Origin of the sequence: Streptomyces sp. NPDC008125, from assembly GCF_042957125.1 — a bacterium.
Lineage (GTDB): Bacteria > Actinomycetota > Actinomycetes > Streptomycetales > Streptomycetaceae > Streptomyces.
This window is the reverse complement of the sequence record NZ_JBIBHR010000014.1, coordinates 220,029-235,103: the sequence shown is the minus strand read 5'-3', so window position 1 is coordinate 235,103 and position 15,075 is coordinate 220,029. Positions and strand designations below refer to the sequence as shown.

General features: G+C 67.9%; 13 protein-coding genes. 7 read left to right on the top strand and 6 right to left on the bottom strand.

Going from position 1 to position 15,075, the window contains the following annotated elements; all coding sequences use genetic code 11:
- Positions 1 to 5: 5 nt before the first annotated feature.
- Together ACFZAX_RS24285 and ACFZAX_RS24280 are read right to left on the bottom strand one after the other, a co-directional pair.
- Positions 6 to 1,088: an inositol-3-phosphate synthase gene (locus ACFZAX_RS24285; RefSeq protein WP_390964085.1), complete on the bottom strand. Its 1,083-nt coding sequence runs from the start codon at positions 1,086 to 1,088 to the stop codon at positions 6 to 8.
- A gap of 61 nt (positions 1,089 to 1,149) precedes the next feature.
- Positions 1,150 to 1,833, bottom strand: coding sequence for a helix-turn-helix transcriptional regulator (locus ACFZAX_RS24280; RefSeq protein WP_390964084.1), 684 nt, complete (start codon positions 1,831 to 1,833; stop codon positions 1,150 to 1,152).
- A gap of 387 nt (positions 1,834 to 2,220) precedes the next feature.
- Here ACFZAX_RS24280 and ACFZAX_RS24275 point away from each other — a divergent pair, with 387 nt between their 5' ends.
- Positions 2,221 to 4,950, top strand: a complete 2,730-nt coding sequence (locus ACFZAX_RS24275) for a transglycosylase domain-containing protein (RefSeq protein ID WP_390964083.1) — start codon at positions 2,221 to 2,223, stop codon at positions 4,948 to 4,950.
- 130 nt (positions 4,951 to 5,080) lie between these two features.
- The gene (locus ACFZAX_RS24270; RefSeq protein WP_390964082.1) at positions 5,081 to 6,580 is read left to right on the top strand and encodes a glycosyltransferase 87 family protein; all 1,500 of its coding nucleotides are present in this window, start codon (positions 5,081 to 5,083) and stop codon (positions 6,578 to 6,580) included.
- 28 nt (positions 6,581 to 6,608) lie between these two features.
- Here ACFZAX_RS24270 and ACFZAX_RS24265 read toward each other — a convergent pair whose 3' ends face one another.
- The 3 genes from ACFZAX_RS24265 to ACFZAX_RS24255 all read right to left on the bottom strand — a co-directional run bounded on the left by ACFZAX_RS24265 (position 6,609) and on the right by ACFZAX_RS24255 (position 9,389).
- On the bottom strand, positions 6,609 to 7,640 hold the full coding sequence (locus tag ACFZAX_RS24265; RefSeq protein ID WP_390964081.1) for an alanine racemase: 1,032 nt from the start codon (positions 7,638 to 7,640) through the stop codon (positions 6,609 to 6,611).
- Positions 7,641 to 7,746: 106 nt separating this feature from the next.
- Entirely contained in the window at positions 7,747 to 8,865 is a 1,119-nt protein-coding gene (locus ACFZAX_RS24260; protein WP_327176794.1) for a peptidoglycan bridge formation glycyltransferase FemA/FemB family protein, read from the bottom strand.
- A 197-nt stretch (positions 8,866 to 9,062) separates the two neighbouring features.
- A complete protein-coding gene (locus tag ACFZAX_RS24255; protein ID WP_390964078.1) occupies positions 9,063 to 9,389 on the bottom strand; it encodes a hypothetical protein in 327 nt (108 codons plus the stop codon).
- A 278-nt stretch (positions 9,390 to 9,667) separates the two neighbouring features.
- Here ACFZAX_RS24255 and rpsF point away from each other — a divergent pair, with 278 nt between their 5' ends.
- From rpsF to rplI, 4 genes are all read left to right on the top strand, one after another.
- Positions 9,668 to 9,958 carry a 30S ribosomal protein S6 gene (gene rpsF / locus ACFZAX_RS24250; RefSeq protein WP_266706588.1) on the top strand — a complete coding sequence of 97 codons (291 nt, stop codon included), beginning with the start codon at positions 9,668 to 9,670 and terminating at the stop codon, positions 9,956 to 9,958.
- Between the two features lie 71 nt (positions 9,959 to 10,029).
- A complete protein-coding gene (locus ACFZAX_RS24245) occupies positions 10,030 to 10,635 on the top strand; it encodes a single-stranded DNA-binding protein (RefSeq protein WP_390964077.1) in 606 nt (201 codons plus the stop codon).
- A gap of 44 nt (positions 10,636 to 10,679) precedes the next feature.
- Positions 10,680 to 10,916 carry a 30S ribosomal protein S18 gene (gene rpsR, locus ACFZAX_RS24240; protein WP_003967857.1) on the top strand — a complete coding sequence of 79 codons (237 nt, stop codon included), beginning with the start codon at positions 10,680 to 10,682 and terminating at the stop codon, positions 10,914 to 10,916.
- Positions 10,917 to 10,934: 18 nt separating this feature from the next.
- Complete coding sequence (gene rplI / locus ACFZAX_RS24235; RefSeq protein ID WP_266706586.1) at positions 10,935 to 11,381, top strand: 50S ribosomal protein L9; 447 nt, start codon at positions 10,935 to 10,937, stop codon at positions 11,379 to 11,381.
- A 216-nt stretch (positions 11,382 to 11,597) separates the two neighbouring features.
- Here the strand turns inward: rplI and ACFZAX_RS24230 are convergent, their stop codons facing one another.
- A complete protein-coding gene (locus tag ACFZAX_RS24230; protein WP_390964076.1) occupies positions 11,598 to 12,935 on the bottom strand; it encodes an MATE family efflux transporter in 1,338 nt (445 codons plus the stop codon).
- A gap of 475 nt (positions 12,936 to 13,410) precedes the next feature.
- Here ACFZAX_RS24230 and dnaB point away from each other — a divergent pair, with 475 nt between their 5' ends.
- On the top strand, positions 13,411 to 14,877 hold the full coding sequence (dnaB, locus tag ACFZAX_RS24225) for a replicative DNA helicase (protein WP_390964102.1): 1,467 nt from the start codon (positions 13,411 to 13,413) through the stop codon (positions 14,875 to 14,877).
- Positions 14,878 to 15,075: the final 198 nt, after the last annotated feature.

The window sequence follows — 15,075 nt, the reverse complement described above, 5'->3', positions numbered from 1 at the left end:
ACTGCTTAGCGCTCGACTTCACCGGCGATGAACTTCTCGACGTTCTCGCGGGCCTCGTCGTCGAAGTACTGCACCGGCGGGGACTTCATGAAGTACGAGGAAGCGGAGAGGATCGGGCCACCGATGCCCCGGTCCAGTGCGATCTTCGCGGCGCGGACGGCGTCGATGATGACACCGGCCGAGTTCGGGGAGTCCCACACCTCGAGCTTGTACTCGAGGTTCAGCGGGACGTCGCCGAAGGCACGGCCTTCGAGGCGGACGTAGGCCCACTTGCGGTCGTCCAGCCACGCCACGTAGTCCGACGGACCGATGTGGACGTTGTCGGCGCCGAGCTCGCGGTCACGGATCTGCGAGGTGACGGCCTGCGTCTTCGAGATCTTCTTGGACTCCAGGCGCTCACGCTCGAGCATGTTCTTGAAGTCCATGTTGCCGCCGACGTTCAGCTGCATCGTGCGGTCCAGGATGACGCCCCGGTCCTCGAAGAGCTTCGCCATCACGCGGTGCGTGATGGTCGCGCCGACCTGCGACTTGATGTCGTCGCCGACGATCGGGACACCGGCCTCGGTGAACTTGTCGGCCCACTCCTTGGTGCCGGCGATGAAGACCGGGAGGGCGTTGACGAACGCGACCTTGGCGTCGATGGCGCACTGGGCGTAGAACTTCGCCGCGACCTCGGAACCGACGGGGAGGTAGCAGACGAGAACGTCGACCTGCTTGTCCTTGAGGACCTGGACGATGTCCACGGGGGCCTCGGCGGACTCCTCGATCGTCTGGCGGTAGTACTTGCCCAGACCGTCGTGGGTGTGGCCGCGCTGGACGGTGACGCCGGTGGTGGGCACGTCCGCGATCTTGATGGTGTTGTTCTCGCTGGCACCGATGGCGTCCGCGAGGTCGAGGCCGACCTTCTTCGCGTCGACGTCGAAGGCGGCGACGAACTCGACGTCGCTGACGTGGTAGTCGCCGAACTGGACGTGCATCAGACCGGGCACCTTGCCGGCCGGATCGGCGTCCTTGTAGAACTCGACGCCCTGCACCAGCGAGGCGGCGCAGTTGCCCACGCCGACGATGGCTACGCGAACCGAACCCATTCCGGTTGCTCCCTGTGTGTAATGGTGGTCCCGACGGCTCCCGCGATGCGCGGAAGCTCCATCAGGCGGTGTCATCGGACGGATCCGGCGGGGTGTCAGCCCGGCGCCGGGGCAGGCCGCCCGTTTCCTCTGCGGTGTCCTGCTGAGAGGAGCCCTCGGGTCCGGACCGTCGCCGGTCCCGTCCCGAACGCTCGCTCTCGATGAGCTCGTTCAGCCAGCGCACTTCGCGCTCCACGGATTCCATGCCGTGCCGCTGCAGCTCAAGTGTGTAGTCGTCGAGTCGTTCCCGGGTGCGGGCGAGAGAGGCGCGCATCTTCTCCAGGCGCTCTTCCAGCCGGCTGCGCCGGCCCTCCAGGACGCGCATCCGCACATCGCGTTCCGTCTGGCCGAAGAAGGCGAAGCGAGCCGCGAAGTGCTCGTCCTCCCAGGCGTCCGGGCCGGTGTGCGAGAGCAACTCCTCGAAGTGCTCCTTGCCCTCCGCCGTCAACCGGTACACGATCTTCGCCCTGCGTCCCGCCAGTGAAGAGGCGGGCGTCACGAGATCGGCCGGGGCGGTACTCGGCTCCTCGATCAACCAGCCGCTGGCAACCAGCGTCTTGAGGCAGGGATAGAGGGTGCCGTAGCTGAAGGCGCGGAAGATGCCCAGCGAGGTGTTGAGGCGTTTGCGCAGCTCATAGCCGTGCATCGGGGACTCGCGGAGCAGTCCGAGGACGGCGAATTCGAGGATGCCGGAGCGTCTGCTCATCTTCGCCTCCTCCGTTGCCGTGGGGTCCCGTAGTGCTCGGGTCAGGTGCTTATGCCGCCCTGATGTATCGACTCGATACATCAGCACGATAGATCGGTCCGCAGGGTTCGACAAGGGCTGCCTTCGTGAACGGCGTCACATCACTAATTCGTAGCAAGCGACTTGCGTCATTTGGGGTGAACTTCGGCCCTAGAAGGGTTTTGACCGTGCGTAGTCTGTCCGGCATGCAGATCACCGGGAACCGCGAGGCGCCCCAGAGCGTCAGACATCGCGGACTGCCGGATGTACTGCGGATGTGCCTTCCGCAGGGCCTGTCCGCAATTCGGGGGGACCGGATCTCAACTGCCGCTTCCAGGCGCTCTCGCCTGCCCGAGGAGTAGTCGTTCGATGAGCGAGCACCGTCGCAAAACGCCTCAACCGCAAGACGGGGGGCGTGCCGCGGCCCGACGAGCCGCGCCGCAGTCAGCAGGACGCCGCGCAGCACCATCACCCAGGGTGATGCGAGAGTCACCCTCGGAGCCGTACGCCGAGGAACGTCCGCCGGGCGGTCGCGCCGAAGCGCGTCGTGCCGCTCAGCGAGGCGGCCGACGGCGCGGGGCCGAGGGCCCCAGCTCCGGGGGACCTGGCGGCGGCGGGGGAGGTGGCCGACGTCGCGGCGGGGGTTCTGAAGGCCCCGGGCGGGGCCGGGGCGACGGTGGGCCGGGCAAGAAGCGGATCATCGACTACCCGCGCTACGGCAAGTACGGGTTCCGCCGCTGGGTGCCCTCCTGGAAGCTGGTCTCGGGCCTCTGTCTGAGCTTCCTCGGTCTCCTGATGGGCGTCGCGGGCGTCTCGTACGCGCTGGTGCAGATGCCGGAGGTCAGCAAGGCGGCCAAGGCGCAGAACAACGTCTACTACTGGTCCGACGGCTCGCAGATGGTCGCGACCGGTGGCGAGGTCAACCGCCAGGAGATCAGCTACGCGCAGATCCCGGCGGCCATGCGCTACGCGGTGATCTCGGCCGAAAACAAGTCGTTCGAGAAGGACCACGGCATCGACCCCATGGGTATCGCGCGTGCCCTGTTCAACATGGCCAAGGGTGGTGAGACCCAGGGTGGGTCGACGATCACCCAGCAGTTCGTGAAGAACTCGATGCTCACCCAGGAACAGACGATCAGCCGCAAGTTCAAGGAACTGTTCATCACGCTGAAGGTCGGCAGCAAGATGGACAAGGACGACGTCATGAAGGGGTACCTCAACGTCTCCTACTACGGCCGGGGCGCCTCGGGGCTCCAGGCCGCGGCGCGTACGTACTACGGCAAGGACGCCACCGAACTGAACCCGAGTGAGTGCGCCTTCCTGGCCACCCTGCTGAAGGGCGCCAGCTACTACGACCCGGCCGGCGCCCCCGAGGTGGACCCGGTCCAGGCCACCGCCGAGAAGAACCTGGTCCGCGCCAAGAAGCGCTGGGGCTGGATTCTCGACGAGGAGGTCAAGGACGGCCACCTCTCCGCGGCGGAGCGGGCCAAGTACACCGAGTTCCCCATGCCGGTCGCGCCGAAGAAGAGCGCTCAGCTCAGCGGCCAGACGGGCTATCTGGTCGACCTCGCCAAGAGCTACGTCCTGGACAACGTCAAGGGTGTCGACTCCGACACCCTCGATCAGGGTGGCTACGAGATCCACACGACCTTCGACAAGAAGAAGGTCCAGCAGCTCAACGCCGCCGTCAAGCGGGTCTACGACGAGAACATCGACCCCAAGAAGCGCCCCGGGGACGACACCTATGTGCAGTTCGGCGGTGCCTCGGTGGACACCGCCACCGGTGCCATCATCGCCATCTACGGTGGCCAGGACGCCACCAAGCACTTCACCAACAACGCCAATCCCACGGGTGCGCAGGTCGGTTCGACGTTCAAGCCCTTCGTGCTCGCCGCGGCCATGGAGTACGGCAAGAGAGATCCCGACGGGGGCGAGGTCCAGAGCGAGTCCGAGCGCACCCCGGTCTCGCCGAAGAGCATCTACAACGGCGACAACAAACTCAAGATCAGCGACTGGACGGGGAAGCCCTGGGAGGACGAGAAGGGCGGGCAGTGGCTCCAGACCAACGACGACCACACCTCCTACGGTGACGTGAACCTGCGGTACGCCATGCAGGAGTCGATCAACTCCCCGTACGTACAGCTCGGCATGGACGTCGGTACGGACAAGGTGAAGGACGTCGCGGTGGCGGCGGGCCTGCGCGACGACCGCTACATGGCCGACTCCCATGTCCCGTCGTTCTCCATCGGCACGTCCTCGCCGAGCGCGATCCGCATGGCGGGCGCGTACGCCACGTTCGCCACCAGCGGCAAGCAGAACGACCCCTTCTCGGTCACCGAGGTCAAGAAGGAAGGGGCGTCCATCTTCGAGCACGAGAAGAAGACCAAGACCGCCTTCGACTCCGCCGTCGCGGACAACGTCACCGACGTGCTGAAGAACGTCGTCGAGCACGGGACGGGCACCTCCGCGCAGCTCCCCGGCCGGGAAGTGGCGGGCAAGACGGGTACCACGGACGAGAACAAGTCGGCCTGGTTCGTCGGGTACACCCCCCAGATCTCCACCGCCGTCAGCATGTTCCGGATGGACGACAACGAGAAGCACGCGGACCGCGGCTTCAAGGAGATGTACGGCACGGGCGGGCAGGAGAAGATCCACGGTGCGTCGTTCCCCGCGCAGGTCTGGCACGACTACATGGTCGGCGCGGTGAAGGGCACGAAGGTCGAGGAGTTCCCCGCCCCCGGCCCCATCGGCGAGAAGGTCTACGGCGGCGGCGCGAGCCCGAGCCCGTCGCCCTCGCCGACCCCCAGCGCGTCGCCCACGCCGTCCGAGGAGCCGTCCGAGGAGCCCACGCCGACGACCGCGCCCCCCACCACTCCGACGCCGACCGAGACCTGCAAGACCTGGGGCTGGAGCACCTGCCTCCCGGACGGGACCAACGCCGGAGCGGCGGCAGGCGCGGACACGGCCGGAGCGGCGGCCGGCAACGACACCGACGGCACTACCAGTGGCACCGATCCCAGCGCCACGCCCACGGACGAAGCCGACGACGTAGGAGACATCTTCGGTACGAGCCGGGGCAACGGCAACGGCAACGGATAGCCGAACCACCGCCCCCCCCGATCCGGGCCGTCTCCGAGGGCCGTCCGCACCTGGCGAGGTGCGGACGGCCCTCCGCCGTGTCCGGCGGTCCCCCGCCTTCCGCACAGCCCTGTACGGCAGGATGTGGCGCATGCCAAGCGCAGAAGAGACCTTCGAGGACCAGGAGCGGGCCGTCGCACCCACGCGACGGGACGAGATCGCCGCTGCGGGAAGCGAGTTGATCGGCGGACCGGCGGGCCGGTTCGCGCGATTCGGCGGCGGAGGGCTGACGGCCGTGCGTGTGGTCGCCCTGGTGGCGATCGGGATGTTCGCGCTCGGCATGGTGCAGAAGCTCCCCTGCTACAACTGGGCCTGGTTCAGGGGCGCCAGCTCGCAGTACACGCACGCCTGCTACTCCGACATTCCCCACCTGTTCGTCGGCCGGGGCTTCGCGGACGGGCTGCTGCCGTATTTCGACCGGCTCGGCGGGGACATGCAGTACCTCGAATACCCGGTCCTGACCGGGCTGTTCATGCAGGTCGCCTCCTGGCTCACGCTCACCCCGGACAGCGACCCGATGATGCAGCGCGAGCAGATGTACTGGCTCGTCAACGCGGGCCTGCTGATGATCTGTGCGGCCGTGGCGGTCGTGTGCGTCGCGCGCACCCACCGCCGCCGGCCCTGGGACGGGCTGCTGGTCGCCCTGGCGCCCGCCTTCGCGCTCACCGCCACGATCAACTGGGACCTGCTGGCCGTCGCCCTGACCGCCGCGGCGATGCTCATGTGGTCGCGCGGGCGGGCGGTGGCGTTCGGTGTCCTGATCGGCCTGGCGACGGCGGCGAAGCTGTACCCCGTCCTGCTGCTCGGACCGCTGCTGCTGCTCTGCTGGCGCGCGGGGAAGTGGCGGCCGTTCCTCGTCGCCGCCTTCTCGGCCGCGGCGGCCTGGCTGGTGGTGAACCTGCCGGTGATGCTGTACGCCCCCGAGGGGTGGAAGAAGTTCTACACGTTCAGCCAGGAACGCTCCGTCGACTTCGGGTCGTTCTGGCTGGTCCTCTCGCAGCGCCTCGAACGGCCCATCGAGGTCTCCGTGGTGAACATGGCCTCGGTGGTACTGATGGGACTCTGCTGCCTCGGCATCGCGGCGCTGGCGCTCGCGGGACGGCACCGGCCGAGGTTCGCCCAGCTCGCGTTCCTCGTGGTGGCCGCCTTCGTCCTGACGAACAAGGTCTACTCACCGCAGTACGTGCTCTGGCTCATCCCGCTCGCCGCGCTGGCACGTCCGCGCTGGCGGGACTTCCTGATCTGGCAGGCGTGCGAGGTGCTGTACTTCCTCGGGATCTGGATGTACCTCGCCTATTCGAGCAGCGGGGACAAGCACCAGGGGCTGCCGCAGGACGGTTACCAGCTCGCCGTCGTCCTGCACCTGCTGGGCACGCTCTACCTCGTCGCCCTGGTCGTACGGGACATCGTGCGGCCGGACCGGGACATGGTGCGGCAGGACGGCTCGGACGACCCCTCGGGCGGTGTGCTCGACGGGGCGCCGGACGTGTTCGTACTGGCCCCCATGGGCACCCGGGAGCTCGACGAGGAGGAGTTCTGGGGCGAGCCGGCGAGCTGGGGAGCGGTACGCGGCGAAGGGGCCGGCGACTGACGCCGGCCGGCCCCGGCCAGGGGTTCCGTCAGCGCTCGACGAGACGGTCGAACTGCGTCGTGGTGTGGCGCAGATGGGCCACGAGCTCGTCGCCGACCCGCGGTTCCTGCGCGTCCGACGGCACGAACAGGATCGACACCTGCATGTGCGGCGGCTCGGCGAACCAGCGCTGCTTGCCCGACCAGACGAACGGCGACAGGTTGCGGTTGACCGTGGCCAGCCCGGCCCGCGCGACGCCCTTGGCGCGCGGCATCACGCCGTGCAGGGCTTTGGGGGCCTCGAGGCCGACCCCGTGCGAGGTACCGCCGGCGACCACCACCAGCCAGCCGTCCGATGCGGCCTTGCCCTGCCGGTAGCCGAAACGGTCGCCCTTGACGACGGGGGTCACGTCCAGCACGGCGCCGCGGTACTCAGTGGCCTCGTGGTCACCGAGCCAGAGCCGGGTGCCGATGCGGGCACGGAAGCGGGTCTGCGGGAACTGCTGCTGCAGCCGGGCCAGCTCCGCCGCCTTGAGGTGGCTGACGAACATGGTGTGCAGCGGCAGCCGGGCGTTGCGCAGCCGGTCCATCCAGCCGATGACCTCCTCCACCGCGTCCGAACCGTCGGTGCGGTCCAGCGGGAGGTGCAGCGCGAAGCCCTCGAGACGTACGTCCTCGATGGCGGCGTGGAGCTGCCCCAGCTCCTCCTCCTTGACCCCGTGGCGCTTCATCGAACTCATGCACTCGATGACGACCCGGGCGCCGACGAGTCCGTGCACCCCGTCCACGGAGGAGACCGAGCGGATCACGCGGTCGGGCAGCGGAACAGGCTCCTCCCCCCGCCGGAACGGAGTGAGGACGAGCAGGTCCCCGCTGAACCAGTCCTTGATCCGGGCGGCCTCGTAGGTCGTCCCGACCGCCAGCATGTCCGACCCGAAGCGGATGGCCTCGTCCGCCAGCCGCTCGTGCCCGAAGCCGTAACCGTTGCCCTTGCAGACCGGCACGAGCCCCGGGAACTGATCGATCACGGACTTCTGGTGCGCCCGCCAGCGCGCGGTGTCGACGTAGAGGGAGAGCGCCATGGCCGGCCCGGAACCTTTCTGGTGGCTGCGGTGTGTCTCAGATCGCAGAACGTACGGAGGGATCCAACGGAGCGGTCGGACCCGGTCGTTCGCCGGGTCCGCCGCCTCAGCGTCGCGACATGTAGATGTCGAGCGCCTTGTGCAGGAGCTTGTTGAGCGGGAAGTCCCACTCGCCGACGTACTCGACGGCTTCCCCGCCGGTGCCGACCTTGAACTGGATCAGGCCGAAGAGGTGGTCGGTCTCGTCGAGCGAGTCGCTGATGCCGCGCAGGTCGTAGACGGTCGCGCCCATCGCGTACGAGTCGCGCAGCATGCGCCACTGCATGGCGTTGGAGGGACGGACCTCGCGCCCGATGTTGTCGGAGGCGCCGTAGGAGTACCAGACGTGCCCGCCGACGACGAGCATGGTCGCGGCCGAGAGGTTGACCCCGTTGTGGCGGGCGAAGTACAGCCGCATCCGGTTGGGGTCCTCGGAGTTGAGGACGGACCACATGCGCTGGAAGTACGAGAGGGGGCGCGGACGGAAGTGGTCGCGCACGGCCGTGATCTCGTACAGCCGCTGCCACTCGGCGAGGTCCTCGTAGCCGCCCTGGACGACTTCGACGCCGGCCTTGTCGGCCTTCTTGATGTTGCGGCGCCACAACTGGTTGAAGCCCTTGAGGACGTCCTCCAGGGAGCGGTTCGCCAGCGGCACCTGGAACACGAAGCGGGGCTGGACGTCACCGAAGCCGGCGCCGCCGTCCTCGCCCTGCTGCCAGCCCATCTTGCGCAGCCGGTCCGCGACCTCGAACGCCCGCGGCTCGATGACCGTCGCCTCGACGTCCCGCAGACGCTTCACGTCCGGGTCCTGGATGCCGGCCTTGATGGCGGTGGAGTCCCAGCGGCGGATGACGACGGGCGGGCCCATCTTCACCGAGAAGGCGCCCTGCTGCTTGAGGTGGGCGAGCATCGGCTGGAGCCACTCGTCCAGGTTGGGCGCGTACCAGTTGATGACCGGGCCCTCGGGGAGGTACGCGAGGTACCGCTTGATCTTGGGGAGCTGTCGGTACAGCACCAGTCCGGCGCCGACGATCTGACCGGTCTTGTCGAACCAGCCGAGGCTCTCCGACCGCCACTCCGTCTTCACGTCAGCCCACGCCGGGACCTGGCAGTGACTGGCCGCGGGCAGGCTCTGGATGTACGCCAGATGCTGCTCGCGGCTGATGGTCCTCAGGGTCAGGCTCATGCGGGGCGCTCCTCGGCAGGTGTGTCCCCATCGGTCAGGGGCTCCGGCTCTCGCGCCGAAGCCTACTGTGAGCGGGGAGTGCCCGTTCTGGCCCGTACGGCACTTGGCCGCCGACCGGTGACGCGAGGGCCCCGGCGGGTTGCCGCCGGGGCCCTGACGAGAGTGGGCCGGACCGTCCGAGGACGGGAACGCGGTGGTCAGCTGATCACGCCGCCGAACAGCCCCCCGTGGGCCATTCCGAGGTAGAAGCCCACCGCGGCGGAGCCGATGCCCATGATCAGGGCGAACCGCTCCCAGGTGGTCCTGGAGATCCACATCCCGTAGCCGCCGACCAGGATGCCGACGAGCCCGGCCCATGAGCTGAGCAGGTGCAGGTTGTGGAACATGGCCGTCACGAAGGCGAGGACGCCGAGCACCCCGGTCACCACCATCAGGGTGTCCTGGAGCGGATGGGGCCTGCCGTCCGTGGCGAAGAGGGAGCCGGTGGGGCGGTTCTGCGGGCGGGTGTGCGCTACCTGGGCCATGAAAGTCGCCTCCTGCCGAAGGGGCGGCGTACTGAGACGCCGATCACATCCGATATGTACAGATTGCGCAGCCTTGGCCCTGGATTTCAACCCGGGGGCCCATGGCAGGTAGTCTGTACGGTCTGCACCGGTGTCTGCCTTGAGCCTGCCCGGCGGTCCTCCCTCCGAGGAGCCCGCCGAGTCCGCTGTTTCACCCGACGGACACCGATGCGTACGCATCACGACCCTCCTGCCACGGAACGACCGTGGCCGCTGAGTCCAAAGGAGGTGGGTTCCACATGCGTCACTACGAGGTGATGGTCATCCTCGACCCCGATCTGGAGGAGCGCGCTGTCTCTCCCCTGATCGAGAACTTCCTCTCCGTCGTCCGCGAGGGCAACGGAAAGGTTGAGAAGGTCGACACCTGGGGCCGTCGTCGGCTCGCCTACGAGATCAAGAAGAAGCCCGAGGGCATCTACTCGGTCCTCGACCTGCAGGCCGAGCCTGCGGTCGTCAAGGAGCTCGACCGCCAGATGAACCTGAACGAGTCGGTCCTCCGGACCAAGGTCCTCCGTCCCGAGACCCACTGAGCATCTAGCTCAGCGGTCATCGGGTCCGAGTAGCAGCAAGCAGCAAGCAATCCCCGCCGAGAGGTTCATCCATGGCAGGCGAGACCGTCATCACGGTCGTCGGCAATCTCGTCGACGACCCCGAGCTGCGCTTCACCTCGTCCGGTGCGGCGGTCGCGAAGTTCCGTGTCGCGTCCACACCCCGCATCTTCGATCGGCAGACCAATGAGTGGAAGGACGGCGAAGGCCTGTTCCTCACCTGCTCGGTCTGGCGTCAGGCGGCGGAGAACGTCGCGGAGTCGCTTCAGCGAGGCATGCGCGTCATTGTGCAGGGCCGGCTGAAGCAGCGGTCCTACGAGGACCGTGAGGGCGTCAAGCGCACGGTCTACGAGCTGGATGTCGACGAAGTCGGCCCCAGCCTGAAGAGCGCCACGGCCAAGGTCACCAAGACCGCAGGTCGCGGTGGTCAGGGCGGCCAGGGCGGCCAGGGTGGATACGGCGGCGGCCAGCAGGGTGGCGGCAACTGGGGCGGCGGTCCCAGTGGCGGTGGCCAGCAGGGCGGCGGCGGCGCTCCCGACGCCGACCCGTGGGCAACCGGCGCACCCTCCGGCGGCCAGCAGGGCGGGGGCCAGGGCGGCTGGGGCGGAAGCTCCGGCGGTTCCAGCGGCGGCGGCTACTCGGACGAGCCTCCTTTCTAGGTCCGGCTCGTACCCCCACTTCTTGATCACACAGGAGAAACACCATGGCGAAGCCGCCTGTGCGCAAGCCTAAGAAGAAGGTCTGCGCGTTCTGCAAGGACAAGACCCAGTACGTGGACTACAAGGACACGAACATGCTGCGGAAGTTCATTTCCGACCGCGGCAAGATCCGTGCCCGCCGCGTTACCGGCAACTGCACGCAGCACCAGCGTGACGTCGCCACGGCAGTCAAGAACAGCCGTGAGATGGCGCTGCTGCCCTACACGTCCACCGCGCGATAAGGGAAGGGTGACGCAAACATGAAGATCATCCTCACCCACGAGGTCACTGGCCTCGGTGCCGCCGGCGACGTCGTCGACGTCAAGGACGGATACGCTCGCAACTACCTGGTCCCGCGTGGCTTTGCCATCCGCTGGACCAAGGGCGGCGAGAAGGACGTGGCGCAGATCCGCCGCGCCCGCAAGATCCACGAGATCGCGACGATCGAGCAGGCCAACGAGATCAAGGCCAAGCTCGAGTCCGTGAAGGTCCGTCTGGCTGTTCGCTCCGGCGACGCCGGCCGCCTCTTCGGCTCCGTCACCCCGGCCGACGTCGCTTCGGCGATCAAGGCCGCCGGTGGCCCGGAGGTCGACAAGCGTCGTGTCGAGTTCGGTTCGCCGATCAAGACCCTTGGCGGACACCAGGTGTCCGTGCGCCTGCACCCTGAGGTTGCGGCGCAGCTCGGCGTCGAGGTTGTCGCTGCCTGAGGCAGTGCTCGTACGAGTTAGGTGAAGGGCCGTACCCCGCGGGGTACGGCCCTTCGTCGTTTCACGTGAGGTCGATTCCGGTGACGCCGTTTCACGTGAAACATGAGCTTCTGGGGAAGGCCCAGCTGTTTCACGTGAAACATGGCTATTCGTCTTCGATTTCCTGACCCCGTGAGCAGCCCTTGAGCCGTGAGCCCCTGATCCTCCTGGGCCGGATCAGCGGATGGCGCCAGTGACGACCCAGCGTCCCGAGCGGGCTCGCAGCCAGAGAGTGATCAGCCGGACGGCCATCATCAAGTCCATGGCCCACCAGAGTGCGGTGAGCCCCCCGCCGAGGGTGGGAATCAACAGGGCGACCGGGGCGAAGACGGCCAGAGTGACGATCATGGCCAGCGCCAGATAACGCCCGTCCCCGGCACCCATGAGTACGCCGTCCAGGATGAAGACCACGCCGGCGATCGGCTGGGAGACGGCCACCACCAGCAACGCGGGTAGCAGGGTGTCGCGTACGGACGGGTCGCTGGTGAAGAGCGGGATGAAGAGGGGCCGGGCGAGGACGATGAGCGCGCCGAGCACCACCCCTGCGGCGAGGCCCCACTCCACCATCCGGCGGCACGCCTCGCGTGCGCCCTTCGCGTCGTCGGCGCCGAGATACCGCCCGATGATCGCTTGGCCGGCGATGGCGATGGCGTCCAGGGCGAAAGCTGTCAGGGTCCAGAGCGAGAGGACGATCTGGTGAGCTGCGATGTCCACGTCACCGAGGCGGGCGGCGACTGCGGTGGCGATGACCAGTACCGCGCGCAGGGAGAGCGTACGGATCAGCAGAGGGACACCCGCCTGGGCGCTCGCCCGGATGCCCGCCGCGTCGGGGCGGAGTGACGCCTTGTGCCGCCGGGCTCCGCGGACGACCACGGCCAGGTAGGCGGCAGCCATGCCCATCTGCGCGATCACGGTGCCCCAGGCGGACCCCGCGATACCGAGGCCGGCGCCGTAGACCAGGACCGTATTGAGGATCGCGTTGGCGGAGAAGCCGCCGATGGCGACGTAGAGCGGGGTTCGGGTGTCCTGGAGTCCGCGCAGCACCCCGGTCGCCGCCAGCACGACGAGCATGGCCGGTATCCCGAGCGTCGAGATGCGGAGGTAGGTCGTCGCGTACGGGGCGGCCGTCGAGGAAGCGCCGAAGACGTCGACGATCCATGGCGCGGTGGGGAGAACGGCGGCGACCACCAGAGCGCCGAGGAGCAGGGCGAGCCAGATGCCGTCCATGCCCTGTCGGATGGCGGACGCGAGATCGCCCGCGCCGAGGCGGCGGGCGACGGCGGCGGTGGTGGCGTAGGCGAGGAAGACGAAGACGCTGACAGCGGTGGACAGGAGAGCGGCGGACACCCCGAGCCCGGCCAGTTGCCGGGTGCCGAGGTGGCCCACGATCGCGCTGTCCACCATGAGGAAGAGTGGCTCGGCCACGAGTGCGCCGAAGGCGGGCACGGCGAGCGCGATGATCTCCCGGTCGTGCCGTCGTCGACCGGATGCGGTTGTCGCGGGGGCCTTGGTCATGGGGCCAATCCAATCTTCCACAGGTAATACACACAAGCCCTTTGTGATCCTTACTTTGGCGGAGCCGGTGCGCGGGGCCACGCGCCGTTCGCGATGATCTTGAGCGATGCGGGAAAGTTTTTCTCCCCCACAGTCAGTGGACGGAAAAAGGCCAGGTCACAGCCGTGGCGACGCCGTTGCTATGAGTTTGTCCACAGTGCTGTCCCCCGCTCCGTGCACAGGAACAGCGGACTTCTCCACAGCATCGGGTCGGTCGTCCACATGCCCTGTGGATAACCAGATTGGCTGACGGTGCTGAGCGGCCTACCGTGGACCGTCGCCCGTACTCCGACCGTGCTCGCGAACGCGTTGAAATCGAAGCGCCGGAAGCGGAGTCGGGTGTCCTGTTTGTCGGTGCCGTGCCGTAAGAAAGAGTGGCATGGCTAGGTCCGCGAAGCGGACGGGAGGAGGTGGCCCGGTGAGCATTCCCGAGCCTTTGGACGAGCCCTGGGCCGACGTCGGTCCCAGTGACCGGCTGCCTGTCTCCCGCCAGCGTCGTGGTGAGCGCGGTGAGCGCGGCGGACGGGACGACCAGCACGACCGCGGCCGCGACAGCGGCTGGGACGGAGGCTCCCCGGGGTTCGAGAGAGTTCCCCCGCAGGACCTGGACGCCGAGCAGTCGGTGCTCGGCGGCATGCTGCTCTCCAAGGACGCCATCGCGGAGGTCGTGGAGGTCATCAAGGGGCACGACTTCTACCGCCCCGCCCACGAGACCGTTTTCACGGCCATCCTCGACCTCTACGCCAAGGGCGAGCCGGCCGACCCGATCACGGTCGCCGCCGAACTGGTCCGGCGCGGCGAGATCACCAAGGTCGGCGGCGCCCCGTACCTCCACACGCTCGTCCAGTCGGTGCCGACCGCGGCGAACGCCTCGTACTACGCCGAGATCGTCCATGAGCGTGCCGTCCTGCGCCGCCTGGTCGAAGCAGGTACGAAGATCACACAGATGGGCTACGCGGCCGACGGGGACGTCGACGAGATCGTCAACTCCGCCCAGGCCGAGATCTACGCCGTCACCGAGCAGCGCACCAGCGAGGACTACCTGCCGCTCGGCGACATCATGGAGGGGGCGCTCGACGAGATCGAGGCGATCGGCTCCCGCAGCGGGGAGATGACCGGTGTTCCGACCGGGTTCACCGATCTCGACGCGCTGACCAACGGTCTGCACCCCGGTCAGATGATCGTCATCGCCGCCCGACCCGCCATGGGTAAGTCGACCCTGGCGCTGGACTTCGCCCGGGCCTGTTCGATCAAGGGCAACCTTCCGAGCGTGATCTTCTCCCTGGAGATGGGGCGGAACGAGATCGCGATGCGTCTGCTCTCGGCGGAGGCACGGGTGGCGCTGCACCACATGCGTTCGGGCACGATGACGGACGAGGACTGGACGCGGCTGGCCCGGCGCATGCCGGACGTGTCGGCTGCCCCGCTGTACATCGACGACTCGCCCAACCTCTCCATGATGGAAATCCGGGCGAAGTGCCGTCGTCTGAAGCAGCGCAACGACCTGAAGCTGGTGGTCATCGACTATCTCCAGCTGATGCAGTCCGGTGGCGCGAAGCGCGCCGAGAGCCGCCAGCAGGAGGTCTCGGACATGTCCCGAAACCTCAAGCTGCTCGCGAAGGAGCTGGAGCTCCCGGTGATCGCGCTCTCCCAGCTGAACCGAGGTCCCGAGCAGCGGACGGACAAGAAACCGATGGTCTCCGACCTCCGTGAATCCGGTTCCATCGAGCAGGACGCCGACATGGTCATCCTGCTGCACCGTGAGGACGCGTACGAGAAGGAATCGCCCCGTGCCGGCGAGGCGGACCTGATCGTCGCGAAGCACCGTAACGGTCCCACCGCGACGATCACCGTGGCCTTCCAGGGCCACTACTCCCGCTTCGTGGACATGGCGCAGACCTGATCCGACGCTTTCGCGGGTTCCCGGGACGCGTGGCCACGTTCCATCGGCGATGGAACGTGGCCACCAGGACACGGGACGGAGAACAGCTTCTCGGACGGGGCGGGCGCTCGCCCCGGCCTGCTGCCACCATGCTGAGATGGCGCACGACATGGTGTTCTTCGCGGTGACCACGGGTGGCGGCCTCTACAGCCGGAGCCA